General features: G+C 59.0%; 10 protein-coding genes. 4 read left to right on the top strand and 6 right to left on the bottom strand.

The features are described from left to right. The first annotated feature begins 130 nt into the window (after positions 1-130). Both ACFQZG_RS17435 and ACFQZG_RS17440 read left to right on the top strand, forming a co-directional pair. Positions 131-1,492 (top strand): TrpB-like pyridoxal phosphate-dependent enzyme, encoded by a 1,362-nt coding sequence (locus tag ACFQZG_RS17435; RefSeq protein WP_378154754.1) that lies wholly within the window; start codon positions 131-133, stop codon positions 1,490-1,492. 173 nt (positions 1,493-1,665) lie between these two features. Beyond that, the gene (locus ACFQZG_RS17440) at positions 1,666-4,137 is read left to right on the top strand and encodes a hypothetical protein (protein ID WP_378154756.1); all 2,472 of its coding nucleotides are present in this window, start codon (positions 1,666-1,668) and stop codon (positions 4,135-4,137) included. 84 nt (positions 4,138-4,221) lie between these two features. Here the strand turns inward: ACFQZG_RS17440 and ACFQZG_RS17445 are convergent, their stop codons facing one another. From ACFQZG_RS17445 to ACFQZG_RS17465, 5 genes are all read right to left on the bottom strand, one after another. Further along, positions 4,222-5,334 (bottom strand): glycoside hydrolase family 88/105 protein, encoded by a 1,113-nt coding sequence (locus ACFQZG_RS17445; protein WP_378154757.1) that lies wholly within the window; start codon positions 5,332-5,334, stop codon positions 4,222-4,224. Between the two features lie 76 nt (positions 5,335-5,410). After that, the gene (locus ACFQZG_RS17450; RefSeq protein WP_378154759.1) at positions 5,411-6,286 is read right to left on the bottom strand and encodes a carbohydrate ABC transporter permease; all 876 of its coding nucleotides are present in this window, start codon (positions 6,284-6,286) and stop codon (positions 5,411-5,413) included. A 21-nt stretch (positions 6,287-6,307) separates the two neighbouring features. Continuing rightward, positions 6,308-7,237: an ABC transporter permease gene (locus ACFQZG_RS17455; RefSeq protein ID WP_378154761.1), complete on the bottom strand. Its 930-nt coding sequence runs from the start codon at positions 7,235-7,237 to the stop codon at positions 6,308-6,310. A gap of 82 nt (positions 7,238-7,319) precedes the next feature. Continuing rightward, entirely contained in the window at positions 7,320-8,882 is a 1,563-nt protein-coding gene (locus ACFQZG_RS17460; protein ID WP_378154763.1) for an extracellular solute-binding protein, read from the bottom strand. 208 nt (positions 8,883-9,090) lie between these two features. Then, positions 9,091-10,611 carry an extracellular solute-binding protein gene (locus ACFQZG_RS17465; RefSeq protein ID WP_378154764.1) on the bottom strand — a complete coding sequence of 507 codons (1,521 nt, stop codon included), beginning with the start codon at positions 10,609-10,611 and terminating at the stop codon, positions 9,091-9,093. Positions 10,612-10,724: 113 nt separating this feature from the next. Between ACFQZG_RS17465 and ACFQZG_RS17470 the strand changes: the two genes are divergently transcribed. Beyond that, a complete protein-coding gene (locus ACFQZG_RS17470; RefSeq protein WP_378154766.1) occupies positions 10,725-13,037 on the top strand; it encodes a helix-turn-helix domain-containing protein in 2,313 nt (770 codons plus the stop codon). 525 nt (positions 13,038-13,562) lie between these two features. On the opposite strand, the gene hflX is transcribed toward ACFQZG_RS17470, so the two are convergent. Further along, entirely contained in the window at positions 13,563-14,834 is a 1,272-nt protein-coding gene (gene hflX / locus ACFQZG_RS17475; RefSeq protein ID WP_378154768.1) for a GTPase HflX, read from the bottom strand. A 546-nt stretch (positions 14,835-15,380) separates the two neighbouring features. Between hflX and ACFQZG_RS17480 the strand changes: the two genes are divergently transcribed. After that, positions 15,381-16,175: a hypothetical protein gene (locus tag ACFQZG_RS17480; RefSeq protein ID WP_378154769.1), complete on the top strand. Its 795-nt coding sequence runs from the start codon at positions 15,381-15,383 to the stop codon at positions 16,173-16,175. Positions 16,176-16,195: the final 20 nt, after the last annotated feature.

Raw genomic sequence — 16,195 nt, forward strand, 5'->3', positions numbered from 1 at the left:
CACAAGTTTTTCCGTATCCTTGAGTTGGTATTCTTGGGAGGAAAAAGCAGGAATAAGCGAGCGGCGCGAAGAATGAGGAGGAGAACGATCGGAACGAACAATCTTGCACACCGAAATGGAGGATGTAAGCGTGACGGAGAAGAAAATTCTGCTCTCTGAAAGCGAAATTCCGACGCATTGGTACAATGTCATGGCGGACATGCCGAATCCGCTCCAACCCCCGATTCACCCGGGTACCGGACAACCGACCGGGCCGGAGGATTTCCAGGCAATTTTCCCGATGGAGCTGATCCGGCAAGAGATGACGCAAGAGCGTTGGGTGGAAATTCCCGACGAGGTTCGCGAGCTGTACAAGATCTGGCGCCCGACGCCGATGTACCGCGCGACGCAGCTCGAGAAGCTGCTCGATACGCCGGCGCACATTTACTACAAATACGAGGGAGCGAGCCCGGCGGGCAGCCACAAGCTGAACACGGCGATCCCTCAGGTTTACTATAACAAGAAGGCCGGCATCACCCGGATCGCGACGGAGACGGGGGCGGGGCAGTGGGGCTCGTCCGTCAGCATGGCGTGCAAGTTCTTCGATCTCGAATGTATGGTGTACATGGTCAAGGTCAGCTACAACCAGAAGCCGTACCGCCGCATTCTGATGAATACGTTCGGGGCGCAGGTCGTCGCGAGCCCGTCGGAGCTGACGAATTCGGGCCGCTCGATACTGGCTCAAGATCCGGAGTCGCTCGGCTCGCTCGGCATCGCGATCAGCGAGGCGGTCGAGGACGCGGCGACGAGGAGCGACACGAACTACGCGCTCGGCAGCGTGCTGAACCACGTGTGCCTGCATCAGTCGGTCATCGGTCAAGAAGCCAAGCTACAGATGGAAAAAGCGGGCGAGTACCCTGACGTCATCTTCGGCTGCTGCGGAGGAGGCTCGAACTTCGCGGGGCTGGCGTTCCCGTTCCTGCAGGATAAGCTGACGGGCGCGAGCAACGTGCGGCTCGTCGCCGTCGAGCCGGAAGCGTGCCCGACGCTGACGCGCGGCACGTTCGCGTACGACTTCGGCGATGTGGCCAAGCTGACGCCGATGATGAAGATGTACACGCTCGGCCACGACTTCATGCCGCCGGGTATCCATGCGGGCGGTCTGCGCTATCATGGCGATTCGCCGCTCGTCAGCCAGCTGTACCACGACGGCCTCATCGAGGCGGTCGCCTGCGCGCAGAACCGCGTGTTCGAAGCGGCGGTGCAATTCGCGCAGACCGAAGGCATCGTGCCCGCGCCGGAGTCGGCGCACGCGATTCGCGCCGCGATCGACGAAGCGCTCGCCGCCAAGGAGGCGGGCGAGAAGCGCGTCATCATGATCGCGCTGTCCGGTCACGGGCACTTCGACATGTCGGCGTACGAGTCGTATTTGTCCGGCTCGCTGCAGGACGTATCGTATTCCGAGCAGGCGTTGCGGGATAGCTTGAGCCAATTGCCGAAGGTAAACGTCTAGTACGACGGATTGCTGCATAGGAAGCCGTTCTCGGGATCGCTAACTGGCGATTCCGGAACGGCTTTTCATGTTGCATCGTCAGAGGATGCATTCGGAAGGTCGCGCAACATTTTCCATAATTAACCGTCTAACTGAACATCTGGAGAATGCGAAGAGGGAAGGTTGCGACCGGAATGAAGGAACGCCAACGCCGGGTAATCGGCATCGTCGGGTTGGGAATCGCATTGATCGCGATCGGAGTAGCCGCCATATTCGCCGGGCAGGGAACGGATACGGCAAGGGAAGCTCCGTCGGAGGCGGCATCCCCTGAACCGTCTTCGTCCATCGCGCCGTTCGCCGCGGAAATTCCTGCGGGCAAGCAGGCGACGTTGTCGTTCAAGCTCGATTCGTCGACCGAGCAAGTGCTGTGGCGGTCCGGTGAATCCAGCGTCTATGTTCGGGAGAACCGATTGTATACTTCGGATGCCGGCGAGACGGACCGGGAGCTGTACGAGTGGAAGGCCCCGGCGGAACGCGATGGGCAGGCTTGGGTGAACGGCGAATTCCTGCTGCTCGGCACCAATGAGCCCGCGTCCGATTCGGCGAGGGAAGATCCTCGCGGAGAGTGGCAGACGATACGACTTGGGGCTGATCCGTCGTACGTCGGCACGGATATTCAATTCTTCGGTCCGCATGAAGTATTGACCGTTACGGCAGCCGAGGATCCGGGAATTCTCGTCTTCGCGGTACGCAATGGAGGCGGCTTCAGCGAGCATGTATACGACCCGCAGTTGAAACCGGAGGAGCGTTGGACGCGGGTCGCAATGGCCGACTTGGTGGAAGCGGCGCGCGCATTGACCATGCCGGGCAAGTCGAGCGTCACGGGAACATTCGGCGGGACGAAGCGATTCGGACTGACGGACGGCTCTACGCTGCATGCGTTCAAGGACGGGGAGGGAATGCTTGCCTATGCGCCGAAACCTTATGCGAGAGCGGTGCGATTTTTGGATTACGAGGTCGTGGATGCCAAGTTAATGGCGTTCGTGGACCAGACGCTGGAAGTCGATCCGCGCACGCTCGTTCAGCTGCGAAGCAGCAGCGGGAAAGGCGCGGATATGATGTCTTACTTGGACAATTACTACTTCAAGCTGCCGGTAGAGCCTAGATTGTGGGAGGACGGCTGGCAGGCGCTGAGCCCCGGCGCTTACGTCCGAAGCAAGCCGGACAAATTAGAGGCGATCCTCTTCGAGAAGGAGAATTCGGTTGCCGATAACGCGCCTCGGTATCGCGAGCTTCCCATCCCGTCGGGGACGCGGGTTGACGCGGACGGCCCGCGCTTGAAGCTCGATTCGAACGGTAGGTTGCAATGGCTCGCGTGGCGGGATTTCGTCAACGTCGAGCCCTATGATGCGACGACGCTGTTGTCGGATCCATTACGGGATTATATCGTTAGGGAGATCCCTCGTCCGGAAATCCCCCCGCATGCGCCGGGACGCATCGTCGAAGGCAGCTTCGAGAAGAGCTACGCTTATAATACCAACGCGGACATACCGGACGCGCTGCGCGATGCCTTGCAGGAGGCGCTCCCGGACGGGGATTACGGCAGCTCGAAGACGTTCCGCCTTATCGAATCGCAATGGTACGTCCTCGTAGACCGCGTGTTAATGACGTATAAGGATGGGGTTATATCGAAGATCGGCGAACTGCCGATCGCGATATCGGTCGAAGTGGGCGAAGGCTTCGGCGGGCACGGCGCATTGGACTTCGCGCGCGTGAACGGCGGCTGGCTCGTGGCGGACACGGAAGCATCGCGCGTCATTAAGCTGAACGACGAGCTGGACATCGTCGCGGAGCTCGCGGTGCCGATGCCCAATAAGCTTACCGTAGAGGGAGAACGGTTGCGGATCGGTTCCATCGGGCGAGTAGGGCTGACGGACTTGAGCTTGAAGTCGGTCGAGTATCGGTCGCAGCCTTACGAGCCCCTTGGCGACGCAAGGTTGGTCGAGCAAGCCTCCTATTGGCCGGAGGAGCGGTACGAGGATCCGGACACCGGACTCCTCTGGTACGTGTTCAACGGCTTCCTGCATCAACTCGACGTAGCGCGCAAGCAATACCGATCGTTCTTCATCGGCAACAAGGAGAACGTGCAAGGCCCGGTTCGCATCCTTCCGTACCGGGGAGAGGTTCTCGTGGTGCTGAATCGGAAGCTGGACCGGTTCGCCCGCAGCGGCGAATGGCTCGGTACGATCGCTTATCCGCGAGTGCGGCCGGACGGCATATACGACCATTCGACGCAGGGGGAGAGCTCGATCATCGTCGACGAAGATGCGGACGCCCTCTATTACGTGCAAGGCTATCGTATTTTGCGCATCGACATGGGCAAGGGCGAGGCGAAGACGATTTTTCGGCAGAATCAGGCCGATATCGGTCATCTCGTGCGGCACGGGGATAAGCTGTACGCGCTGTTGCGGAGCAACGAAGAGGATCGCTATACGCGCGTTCTTCAACTGAAAGGCGATGCAGGGACGGCCGACGCGGCCATGTACACGGAGCTCGTCGATATCGATCTGCAGACGTTCGAGGTGCGGCGACGGATGGCGGAAGGGTTCTATGACGAATTGGAGATAGGCGACAAGGGGTTCGTACTTACGAGTTATACGTCCTGATGCGCTTCTTGCCCGCCCCGCCTCGTCTAACGCAAGGAAGAAGACGGTTCCCGCGATCTCCCGATCGCAAGAACCGTCTTCGCGTTACCCTCTCCCCGCCAACAACCCGTCCATTTCCACGCACGCCATGACGAACGCGCCTACGCCGTGAAGGTCGTTCTCGCTCGTCGGGCGCGTGACGTAGTTCTCGTAGTCGCCGGCGGACGTGCCGATGCAGATGTCGGGCAGAACGAGGCTGCCCCGATCGTCATGCCGCAGCCGCGCGATAAGTCCTTCGTAACCGCGGCGAGCGGCATCGACGCATTCCTCCCCGACGACGCCCTGGCGAATCGACTTGGCGATCGCGTACACGAACAGGCACGAGCAGGACGTCTCCAGCCAATTGTCCGGCAGGTGGCCCTTGTCCACGACTTGGTACCAGAGGCCGCTGTCCGGATCCTGATATCGGATCAGCGCGGCAATGAACTCCCGCTGCGCGGCAGCCAGCTCGGCATAGCCGTCGCTATCCCGCGGCAGCAGCTCGAGGAATTCGGCCAGCGCGAGCGCGTACCAGCCGAGCGACCGGCCCCAGAACTCCGGAGAGCAGCCGGTGCGAGCGTCCGCCCAAGGCATCTGGCGGCTCTCGTCCCAGGCGTGGTACAGCAGACCGGTCCGGTTATCCTTCATATAACGGCGCATGAGCCGCTCCTGATGGAGCGCCATCTCCCGCAATTCCGACTCTCCGTACGCATCCGCGTACTTTAACGCGAATACGCCGCCCATATACAAACCGTCCAGCCACATCTGGTACGGGTACTTGTCCTTGTGCCAATAACCGCCCTCCGACGTCCGGTTCAGCGTATGGAATAGATTCCGCAGCTTGTCGGCGGCAATCCGATAGCGCGAATCGCCTGTCCGCTCCTCCAATCGGAACAGCAGCAGCCCGGCCTGAATCGCGTCGAGCTCATCCCGCGCGAAGTAGAAGTTGCCCCGCTCGTCGACCAGATCGTCGACGTAGCCCCGAATGTATTCGTCGTACCGGGCATCCCCGGCCCTCGCGGCCAATTGCTCCATTCCGCACAGGAATACGCCTTGGTGATAATGCCACCGGTGCGCGGGCGGCAGCTCTCCGGGCGCGTAGGCGTCCATCAACGAGTCGCAGATCGCCCTCGCCCAATCCAGCGGCGTTCGTACGCCGTTCATCGTTATCTTGCTCATGCGTATTCCCCCATCCATCCTAGTCTCTTGGTTGTCTCTCGGCTATTCTTCCGACCGTCGGTCCGTCCGACGCTGATTACCCCTTGATCGATCCGAGCAGCGCGCCCTTGGCGAAATGCTTCTGCAAGAAAGGGTACACGGCGAGGATCGGCACCGTCGCCACGACGATAACCGCCATCTTGACTGCCTGGTCCGGCGGAGGAACGACGCCGTCGAGGCTGGAATCGTAGTCCATGCCGCTCGCGAGCACGACGATCTGCCGCAGCAGCACCTGGATCGGCCACATCTTGCTGTCGTTCAAGTACAGAATCGCGCTCAAGTACGTGTTCCAGTACGTCACCGCGTAGAAGAGAGAGATCGTCGCGATCGCGGGCATCGACAGCGGCAGCACGATGCGGAAGAAGATGCCGAAATCGTTGCAGCCGTCGATCTTGGCCGATTCCTCCAGCCCGTCCGGGATGTTCTGGAAGAAGTTGCGCAGGATGATCATGTTGAACGCGCTGATCGCCAGCGGCAGCACGAGCGCCGCGTACTTGTCGATGAGGCCGAGCTCCTTCACGACGAGGAACGTCGGGATGAGCCCACCTTGGAACAGCATCGTGAACACGACGAGGAACATGACGATCTTGCGGCCGTCGAGGTCTCTGCGGGCCAAGCCGTAGGCCATCATCGCCGTGACGAGCATGCTGAACAGCGTGCCGGCGACCGTTATGCCGATCGATACGGCCATCGCCCGGAATATCGTGTTCGTAGAGAAGACGAAGCGGTAAGCCTCGAAGCTCCATTCCCTCGGGAACAGGATGAATTTGTTGGCGGCCATCTCCGCGCTCGTCGTGAACGATCCCGCCACCACGTGAAGGAACGGAAGAACGGTAACGAGCGCGATGATCGCCAATAGCGCGAAGTTAACGACGCCGAACAGTCGGCTGCCTAGCGTACGATCTTGAACCATGGGGCACCCTCCCGCGTCGGCTTAATAAACGCCTTCTTCGCCGAATTTTTTGGCCAATCTGTTCGCCAGCACGACCAGGATCAGGCCGATCAGCGACTTGAACAAGCCGATCGCCGCGCTGTAGCTGAATTTGCCTTGCTGCAGGCCGACGGAATAGACGTACGTGTCGATGATCTCCGCGACGTCGCGGTTCATCGAATTGAGCAGCAAGTACACATGCTCGAAGCCGAGCTCCAGCACGTCGCCGATCTTCAGAATGAGCAGCAGGATGATGACGCTGCGGATCGCCGGCAGCGTAATATGCCAAATTTGGCGCAACCGCCCGGCGCCGTCCATGCGGGCCGCTTCGTACAGCTGCGGATCGATCGCCGCCATTGCCGCCAAATAGATGATCGTACCCCAGCCTGCTTCCCGCCAGATGACTTGAATGATGTAGGTCGGCCGGAACCACTCGGGACTGAGCAGGAAATTGATTTTGCCGATGCCAAGCTGCTCGAGGAGCGAGTTAATGATGCCCCCGTCCATCGTGAGCATGACGTAGCTGATCGAGACGATGATGACCCAGGACATGAAGTGGGGCAAGTACACGAGAGACTGGAACAGCCGCTTAAAGCCGTTCTGGCGAACCTCGTTCAGCATGAGGGCCAGAATGATCGGCACGGGAAAATAGAACAGGATGCTGAAGCCGAACAACACGAGCGTATTGGTCAAGATTTGCAGGAAATCGGGTTCCGTGAACAGTCTGTGGAAGTGGTCGAAGCCGACCCATTCGCTCCCCGATATGCCTTGGAACGGCTTGAAGTTCTGGAAGGCGATCACGAGTCCGAACATCGGTCCGTACTTGAAAATCAAAAAGTAGAGCAGGCCCGGCAGTACCATAAGGTAGAGCAGCTTGTTACGGTTCAGGCGCGTCATGAACGGGCTGCGGGAGCGCCGCGCGATCGTGTCCATACTCGTATCTTCCTTTCCGGCGTGCTATGGGCAAGGGGGCCGCCGACGGATCGGCGGCGCACCCTCGCTTATTCGTCAGAGACTACTTCTTGTATACCGCGTTATATTCTTCGATGATCTTGTCGCCGCCGCGCTTCTTCCACTCGTCGACCGCCTTCTGGAAGCCGGCCGCGTCGAGCTTGCCGTAGATGTACTGGTAGGTGGCGTCGGTGATGATCTTCTGCAGCTCTACGCCTTCCTCGGTATACGTCGGGGAATCGAGCGACGCCGTCGGATCGTTCAGAGCGATGCTCTCCTGCTGCTTCGTGTATTCCTCGGCGTGGATGCGCGCCGGCAGCGAGTAGAAGCCTTCGTACATGCCGTTCGTCTCGACTTCGCCGATGACGCTGTCCTTGTAGCCCTTGACTTCGCGCTCGATCAGATCGGCTTTGTCCGTCACCTTCGCTTTGCCGTCCTGTACCGTATAGTGCGTGCCTTCGATGCCCCAGAACATGACGTTAGCCACTTCCGGCGTCATCATCTTGTCGAAGTAAGCTAGCACCTTCTTCAGCTCGGCCTCGTCCTTGATGCCGGATTTCGGGAACAACGCGACGTTGTTGTAGCCCGGAATCGCCCATGACGTCTGCTTGCCGTCCGGACCTTTGATCATCGCGGCCGTCTCGACAACGGCGTCCGGCACGTTCTTGATCAAGTCTTTATTCAGCGAGTCGACGTCCGACATCGCGCCGATGTAGAGACCGGCCTTGCCGCTCGTGAACAGGGCGACCTGGTCCGTCTTGCTCGTCGCCGCGAAGTCTTGGTTCATCGCGCCGGCGTCGCGGATCGCCTTCATAAGGTCCATCGACTGCGTATACTGCGGGAACGTGAAGTCCGGTTGCAGCCGTCCGTCCTTCTCGCCCCAGTTGTTCGGCGTGGCGTACCAGGAAGCGATCGTCCGGAACGCGCCGTACACGAGATCGTTGCGGTCGGCGAGACCGATCGTGTTGGCGTTGCCGTCGCCGTCCGGATCCTTCTCGGTGAACGCCTTCGCCATCGCGAGCACGTCGTCGATCGTCTCCGGCGCCTTCAACTGCAGCTTGTCGGCCCAGTCCTTGCGGTAGATGATGCCTTGGCGGGCGAGCGGCCGACCGATGTACACCGAGTACAGGTTGCCATCTACCTTCGTGTTGTTGAGAATAAGCGGCTTCAGCTTGTTCAAGTTCGGGAACTCGCTTAAGTAAGGCCCGATTTCCCAGAATTGACCGTCGCGGATGGCGCCCTTCATCTTGACGAGCGTCGCTTGGTTTTTCAGATAGGTGACTTCGGGAAGCGAGCCGGTGGCGAGCGTCGCGTTCAATTTATCTTCGTAGGTGTCGGCGGGGAAGAACTGATACGTCAGCTTCGTGTTCGTCAGCTTCTCGACTTCGTTCTTAATGGTGTCCGGCGGCGTTTCCGCGATGTTCAGCGGAAGCATGATCGTAATCTCCGTCGGCTCCTCCGGCGTCGCGGAAGGCGACTCGGACGGCGATTCGGATGCCGCGCCGGACGATGCCGGAGCGGATGCGCCCGGAGAGGCTTCTTCGTTGTTCCCTTCTTTGCTGCAAGCGGTCAATACCATGCCGAGGATCAATACCGTGCTTAACAGAACCCCTGACTTCTTCGTCATACTGCTAGACCTCCACCTTGATCGGAATGGTTGTTGCTAGCTCAACGGTACGGGAAGCGCATTCGGTACCGATACAATCATTTGTTCATATGGCGCCGGTCGAGGGCAGCACCTGAGCAAATGATTATGATCGCATGCAAGGACACGGGCGACCGCCGATGCGAAAAAGCCGCCTCGCTTGCGCGAGACGGCTGCCGATAACGAATCTTTATTCCAAATACGACTTGCCGAACTGAGCGATGATCTCGTTGCCGCCGCTCGTCCGCCACTTGGCGACTTCCTTGTCGAACCCGGCTTGATCAATCTTACCCAAAATATAGTTATAGGTGGCGTCCGTAATGATCTGCTGCAGCTCCGCGCTCTTCTCGTCGAAGACGTCCGATTCGAGATTGACCGTAGGGTCCCGGACGATGAAGCCCTCATTGTCCTTGCTCAGCTTCTCGGCCAGCGAGAGCAGCTGGTCGCCCCGCACGACCTTCTTCACGTTCGGATTGCCGAGGTCGGCGATCATGAGCGCGTAGAGCGGATCGATCTCGCTGACGTAAGGCTGCGCGCTGCGCTCCGGCAGATGCACCTCGTCTCCGACCAGCGTATAATGCCTGCCCTCGACGCCGTATTTCATCAGATTGGCGACATCCGCTTCCATAGAACGGTCGAAGTACGCGAGCGCTTGCCGCAAGTCTTCTTCCGTCTTGATGGCGCTCTTCGAGAACAAGAACAGACCGTTATAATTCGGAATCGACCAGATGCGGAAGCCCTTCGGTCCAGCGATCCGGTTGACGACCGTCAGCCGGGCGTCCGGATCGACCTGCTGTGCCTCGTCGGCCAGCCGATCGACGTCGGTCATGCTTCCGATATAGACGCCGGCTTGGCCCGTAATGAACAGATCCCGTTGGATTTCCTTGCTCGTGACGATGAAGTCCGGGTTGACCAGCTTCTCGTCGTACAGCCGCTTCATGTAATTCATCGTGTCAACGTACGGCGGGGTCGCGAATTCGGGCACGAACGCATGGTCTTGAATCTCCCAATTGTTCGGCGTTCCCATATAGGAGCTCAGCGTCTTGAACGCGCCGAAGATCAAGTCGTTACGGTCGGCCAGCCCGAACGTATCCTGCAAGCCGTTGCCGTCCGGGTCGTTGTAAGTGAATTGCCGCAGCACCTCGTACAGCTCTTCCGGCGTCCCGGGCGGCTCCAGGGCGAGACGATCCAGCCAATCCTCGCGCAGGATGATGCCTTGGCGGGAGGAGAGGCGTTCGGTGTACAGGCCGTATAGCTTGTCGTCTACCGACGTCTGGTTCAGTATGTCCTCGTCCAGGCGGCTCAAGTTCGGATAATCCTTCAGATAAGGGCCGATTTCCCAGAACATGCCCGAGCGGAGCGCGCTTTTCATGCCCATGTAGTCGGTATACTTCACGAACGTCGCTTGCTTCATCGCGTTCATCGTCAAGGCGGCGTTCAGCTTGTCGGCATAGATCTCGTCCCGTACCCAGTCGATCTCGAGCCGCGTGCCCGTCAGCTCTCCGATTCGCTCGATCAAGGCCGGGTCGGGCTCCCGGGGAAAATGAAGCGGCATCATGATCGTGATGACCGGAAGCGACGCGGAGTCGTTCGGCGAATCGGTCCCCGCCACGCTCGCGCAGGAGCCGAGCGTCATCGCGACGAGCATCGACGAAGCGATGCGCAGCGCCTTGCGTATTCGCGTCGTGCCGAGCAATCCGGCGATTCTCATGGCATTCCACCCCGAATGTGTAATAATGATTACTTGAAAGTCTAATGATTATTGTCCTAGCGTTGCCCGCTGACTACAATGAATCTATCACGATAACAAGGTGTGGGATTCCGATGCGTCCGCTTAGCTTCTTGACCAAGATGACCGTGTTCGGATTTCTGCTCAGCACGTTGCCGGTGTTGTTCATCGGCATCTTCTCCTACGTTACCTCTTCGGCGGAAATTCAGAAAGACGTCAATAAAAGTAAAATTCAGCTTCTCGTTCAAATTAATGCCAATGTAGAGCAAATTCTGACGACTGTCAATCATACGCTGAATCAAGTCATCAACTCGAACGTGCTGAAGAAGGCGATGAACAACTCGCTGAATGTAAGCGATTTCGCATTGTACGGCGACATCCGCAACGAGCTGTTGCACATGCAATCGTTCGATACGAAGCTGGAGGACGTCGTGCTGATCAACCGTCGCAACAACTGGATGATCAAGAACTCCGGGCTGTACCGGTTCGATCGGTATCCGTACCACGAGCAGCTGGACGAGCTCATTCGGGAAGACACGGATACGGGCTGGACGCTTCATCCCTCCAAGTGGTTCTACAGCGAGGAGAGCGCGAACAGCGCGTCGTGCGGGTACAGCATCAGCCTGAACAAGAAGCTGCCGGTTACCGACGTCAATCCGTACGGCCTCGTCCTGGCGAACATCCCGACGTGCAGCCTGCAGGAGCTGCTCATGTACGATCCGGACCAGCCGGATACGACGTTGATCCTGGACGACAAGCTGCGAATTCTCGTCCATCCCGACCCGGCGCTGATCGGCCAGTCCGTATCCGCGACCGGCTTCGGCGACGCGAACAAGTTCGCGGGCCAGTCCGGGCAGTTCAAGTCGGCGATCGATCAAGCCGAGTACTCGGTTACGTACTACCGGTCTCCGTCCAACGGCTGGGTGTACATGTCCTATACGTCCATCGCCAGCATGACGAAGGAATCCCGCAAGATCGGTATTACGACGCTGATGGTGTGCCTGTTCATGCTGCTCTTGACGATGCTGCTCGCATGGCTCGGTTCACGTCGCATGTATTCTCCGATCCAGCGGCTGCTCAAGCAGATGGACGTGCGGTTCTCCGACGTGAAGAGCAAGCGGACGAACGAATTCCAAGCGATCGGCGAGCATATTCAGCAGCTGTTCCAGTCGAAGTCGAAGCTGGAGAGCGAGGTCCACCAGCAGCTGAAGCTCGTTCGCGCCTCGTTCCTGACCAAGGCGTTCCAAGGGACGGCGGGCAGCTCCGATCTGAGGGAACGGCTCGAGCGATTCGGCTATACCGACCAGTTGAAGACTTGGCCGTCGATGGCCGTCGTCACGCTGCAGGTCGATTCGCTAGAGAATACGAGATACGACAAGCGCGACATGGAGCTGCTGCTGTTCGCCGTCCACAACATGATCGAAGAGCTCGTGCCTTCGGACGTCCGGTTCGCGCCCGTCATTATCGACCACGCGGTCGTCACGCTATTCGGCAACGCGTCGGCGGATGCGGGGGAAGACGAATTCACGAACTTCCTGTTCGAGACGACCGATAACCTGCAGCGCCAGATTCAGAGCTTCCTCGGCCTTACGGTCAGCATCGGGATCAGCTTGCCGTTCCCGTCGGTCCAGCAGCTGTCGGTAGGCTACCACGAGGGGATTGACGCGCTTAAGCACCGCATCAAGCTGGGCCAAGGCATTATCGTCCAATACGAGAACGTGGGCACGGGCAAGCATTATCTCAACATGAGCTATCCGAGCCATCTGGAGAACGAGCTGCTCGATGCGATCAAGCTGGCGGACGCCGACAAGGCGAAGGAGCTGCTGCGCGCGTTCCTCGGTCCCGTGTTCGCCGCCCGGCTGTCACCACAGGAGTATCACGTTCCGACGATGCGCCTGCTCAACAGCCTGCTCGTCGTCATTCAAGAATCCGGCATCAGCCTGAACCAGATTCGTCTCGCGAAGGGGTCGCTGTTCGACGACTTGCTCGATCTGAACACGGTGCCGGAGATCGAGGACTGGTTCTGGACGACCGTCGTGCATCCGATGATCCGGATTTTCCGCGACCGGCAAGAGGCGCAATACCACAATATTTCGGAGAAAATCATCGATCTGGTCCATCGCTTCTACGACACCGATCTGACGCTCGAGGAATGCGCTTCGAGGCTTAACTATAACGCCAATTACTTAAGTAGCGTCTTCCGCAAGGAGACGAACAGCTCCTTCAGCGAATACTTGGCGGCGTACCGGTTCAACATGGCGAAGAAGTGGCTCGCCGAGACCGACGTGACGATTAAGGATATCGCGACCCGGCTGCGTTACAACAATCCGCAGAACTTCATCCGCTCGTTCCGCAAGTCCGAAGGCATTACCCCAGGACAGTACAGGGAGAAGAAGTGGAAGAGTTAACGCGATTGGCGGTTCCGCGGCTCGTATGGCGCACACAGTTTGACTAACCGGAACTGCGGCGCGTCGAGAGTTGCGTATGGCGCATGCAGTTTGACTAACCCGAACTGCGGCGCGTCGAGAGTTGCGTATGGCGCACGCAGTTAGACTAATCCGAACTGCGGTTCGTCGAGAGTTGCTTATGGCGCACGCAGTTTGACTAATCCGAACTACAGCGCTCCGAGAGTTGCTTATGGCGCACGCAGTTTGGCTAATCCGAACTGCGGTTCGTCGAGAGTTACTTATGGCGCACGCAGTTTGACTATTCCGAACTGCGGCGCTCCGAGAGCTGCGTATGGCGCATGCAGTTTGGCTAATCCGAACTGCGGCGCTCCGAGAGCTGCATATGGCGCATGCAGTTTGACTAATCAGAACTACAGCGCTCCGAGAGCTGCGTATGGCGCATGCAAGTTTACAACAACAGGAAAGAGGCTCTCCCAAGTCATCGCATGATGACCCGGGGAGAGCCTCTTCCATTTCATTTTACCGTTATACTGTAACGAATTCGCGCGCGTACTTGTCGTAGTCTGCCGCGCGGCATGTCAGCTTCAGGCGCGTGCCGTTCTCCTCGTGCGTCGTCTCGTCGACGCGGGCGTGCTCGTTGAAGTACGCGACGAGCCGTCCTTGCGCGAACGGGATCAGAATCTCGCACGAGACGTAGTCGCGGAAGATTCGCTCGCCGATCAACCCGATCAACTGCTCAATTCCGTCGCTCTCGCGAGCCGACAGCGTGATGCCGTCTTCATCGACATGCGGATAGGCGACATCGGCCAGATCGGCTTTGTTGTAGACGCGAAGAGTCGGCACATGACCCGCGCCTAATGCTTCGAGCGTCTCGCGCGTCACCTCGATCTGCCGCTCGCGCTCGGGATCCGCGAGATCGACGACGTGAAGCAGCAGATCCGCTTCGGCGACTTCCTCGAGCGTGGAGCGGAACGCCTTCACGAGATGGTGCGGCAGCCGGCTGACGAAGCCGACCGTATCCGCGAGCAGGAACGAGCGGCGATCCGGCAGCTCGATGTTCCGAACCGACGTCTCGAGCGTCGCGAACAGCATGTTCTTCTCGAGCACTTCCTTGCCCGCTCCGGGATTGTAACGCTTCAGAATCGCGTTCATGACGCTCGACTTGCCGGCGTTCGTATAGCCGACGAGACAGACGACGGGCATCTCGTTCTTCCGCCGCTGCTGTCGTTGCACCTGTCGCCGCGAGACGAGCTTCTCCAGGTCCTCCTGCAGGGCGGCGATCCGATCCTCGATTCTGCGGCGGTCCAGCTCCAGCCTCGTCTCCCCGGACCCTCTGTTCTTCAGCCCGCCGCCCCCGCCCCCGCCTTGGCGGTCGAGCGATTCGCGCAAGCCGACGAGCCGCGGCAGCATGTATTGCAGCCTCGCAACCTCGACCTGCAGCTTCGCTTCCCGCGTCTGAGCGCGACTGGCGAAGATATCCAGGATGAGAATCGTCCGGTCCATGACCCGCGTATCCAGCTCTTTCTCCAGATTGCGAATCTGGGAAGGGGAGAGCTCGTCGTTGAAGATCGCGACCGTCGCTTCCGTCTCCTTCATCAACGCCGCTAGTTCCTTTATTTTGCCGCTGCCCATGTACAAGGCGGAATTTACCCGCTCGGCCTTCTGCTCGATCCGACCGGCGACGAGGATGTCGCAGGCGTCGGCCAAGCCGGCCAGCTCCTCCATCGCGCCCGTGAAATTCGGCGCTCCAGGCAATTGTACGCCGACCAATATCGCATATTCTTTCCGTTGTTCCAATAGGTCGTCCTCCTTCGAATGGTTCTGAACGCATAACATCAAAAAACACAGGCATCTCTGCCTGTGCGCACGTTCATTAGAGGACGAAGAAACAAGCGCCTAACGATGCGACGATCGTTACGGCGGCTTGCGCGATCGCGCCGGAGCCTATGGCGAATAAACGCATACGGATTCCGCTTCGCGCGGAAATCCCGGTTCCTATTCCGAGGAGGAACATGCTTATTCGCGAACGTATAGGGTTCGTAGGGCAGACCGATCCTGAGTCCTCTGCGCGCAGGCAGAGCCTTTCGGGCTATTCAATTAGCCGCGATAAGACCGAACTCGGATGTAGTCTATCACACGAAACCCTCCATTCCTTGAAGTAGCCTGATTGTAGCACGGGACAAGCGCGTTCCGCAACAGCCGCGAGCAACGGCGCGAATTCAAGGCGCCTGTCCGATGCATTTGGGGCGAATCTACCGCATGATTGGCCCATGCAATACGGGGATTGGACAATAGTATATGGAGAAGGATTAACGTCCATTAATAACGGAAGGGTGAACGACTGTGAGCGGTAATGACGTAGTTAGGCAAGCGCTGGAGGGCGACTCCAACATCGTAGAGATCGAAGTGGAATATCGCAAAGGCAACAAGGCGAAATATAACCTGCTACCTGGCAACTCCTCGCAACGTCAATCCCAGATCGAAAGGCTGCTCTCCGCGGTGAAGTGGGAGAAGGTCGAAGAAGTGGAGATCGAGTACGTAGACGGATACAAGAAAGAGATCGATCTGGATGCCAAGCCTCGCAAAAATAAAAAGACGGCGGAAGCGCTGACGATCGCGGAGACGACGGCGGACGACACGCTTGAAACGGCGGCCGCCGAAACATGGACCGATCCGATAGCCGAAGTCGAGGAACGGTTAGAGGAGAGAGAGGCCGAGGCGCTGACCGAATCGGAGCAACCGGCCGCGGTCGTCTCGGAAACGGTCGCGCATACGAGCGCGCCTATATTGATCGAGCCGGAAGAAACGGCCGAGCGCAAGCCGATCTTCACGCCCGGGATTGCGACGGCGCCGGCATCGTCGCCGGTTCGGCATTATCCGGACAGTCTCGACGACAGCGGGCATACGGGGAGATCCCATCGCCGCCGGCGCCGCCGGAAGCTTCGTAAATCCCGGAAGATCCGAACCGGAAGCTGGCTTAAGAAGAGAAAGCGGTGCGTCAAGTCGAAGGTCCGGTCGTGCAAGCGCGTCCGTTCGCGGAACAAGCGGTGCAAGAAGAAGACGTATAGACCGCTGCTGGCCGTGAGGGCGGCGGGAAGCGGCCGTAACAATCCTAGCAAAGCGCTCCTGTACGTCTAAGAGGGAAGCGTGACCTCTCA

The sequence above is a fragment of the Cohnella sp. GCM10027633 genome, from assembly GCF_042675445.1.
Taxonomy (GTDB): Bacteria; Bacillota; Bacilli; order Paenibacillales; family Paenibacillaceae; genus Cohnella.

Bases quoted from the DNA above. Each gene is read 5' to 3' on its own strand.
- ACFQZG_RS17440 (WP_378154756.1), top strand. From the start codon at position 1,666: ATGAAGGAACGCCAACGCCGGGTAATCGGCATCGTCGGGTTGGGAATC.
- ACFQZG_RS17445 (WP_378154757.1), bottom strand. From the start codon at position 5,334: ATGAGCAAGATAACGATGAACGGCGTACGAACGCCGCTGGATTGGGCG.
- ACFQZG_RS17450 (WP_378154759.1), bottom strand. From the start codon at position 6,286: ATGGTTCAAGATCGTACGCTAGGCAGCCGACTGTTCGGCGTCGTTAAC.
- ACFQZG_RS17455 (WP_378154761.1), bottom strand. From the start codon at position 7,237: ATGGACACGATCGCGCGGCGCTCCCGCAGCCCGTTCATGACGCGCCTG.
- ACFQZG_RS17460 (WP_378154763.1), bottom strand. From the start codon at position 8,882: ATGACGAAGAAGTCAGGGGTTCTGTTAAGCACGGTATTGATCCTCGGC.
- ACFQZG_RS17465 (WP_378154764.1), bottom strand. From the start codon at position 10,611: ATGAGAATCGCCGGATTGCTCGGCACGACGCGAATACGCAAGGCGCTG.
- ACFQZG_RS17470 (WP_378154766.1), top strand. From the start codon at position 10,725: ATGCGTCCGCTTAGCTTCTTGACCAAGATGACCGTGTTCGGATTTCTG.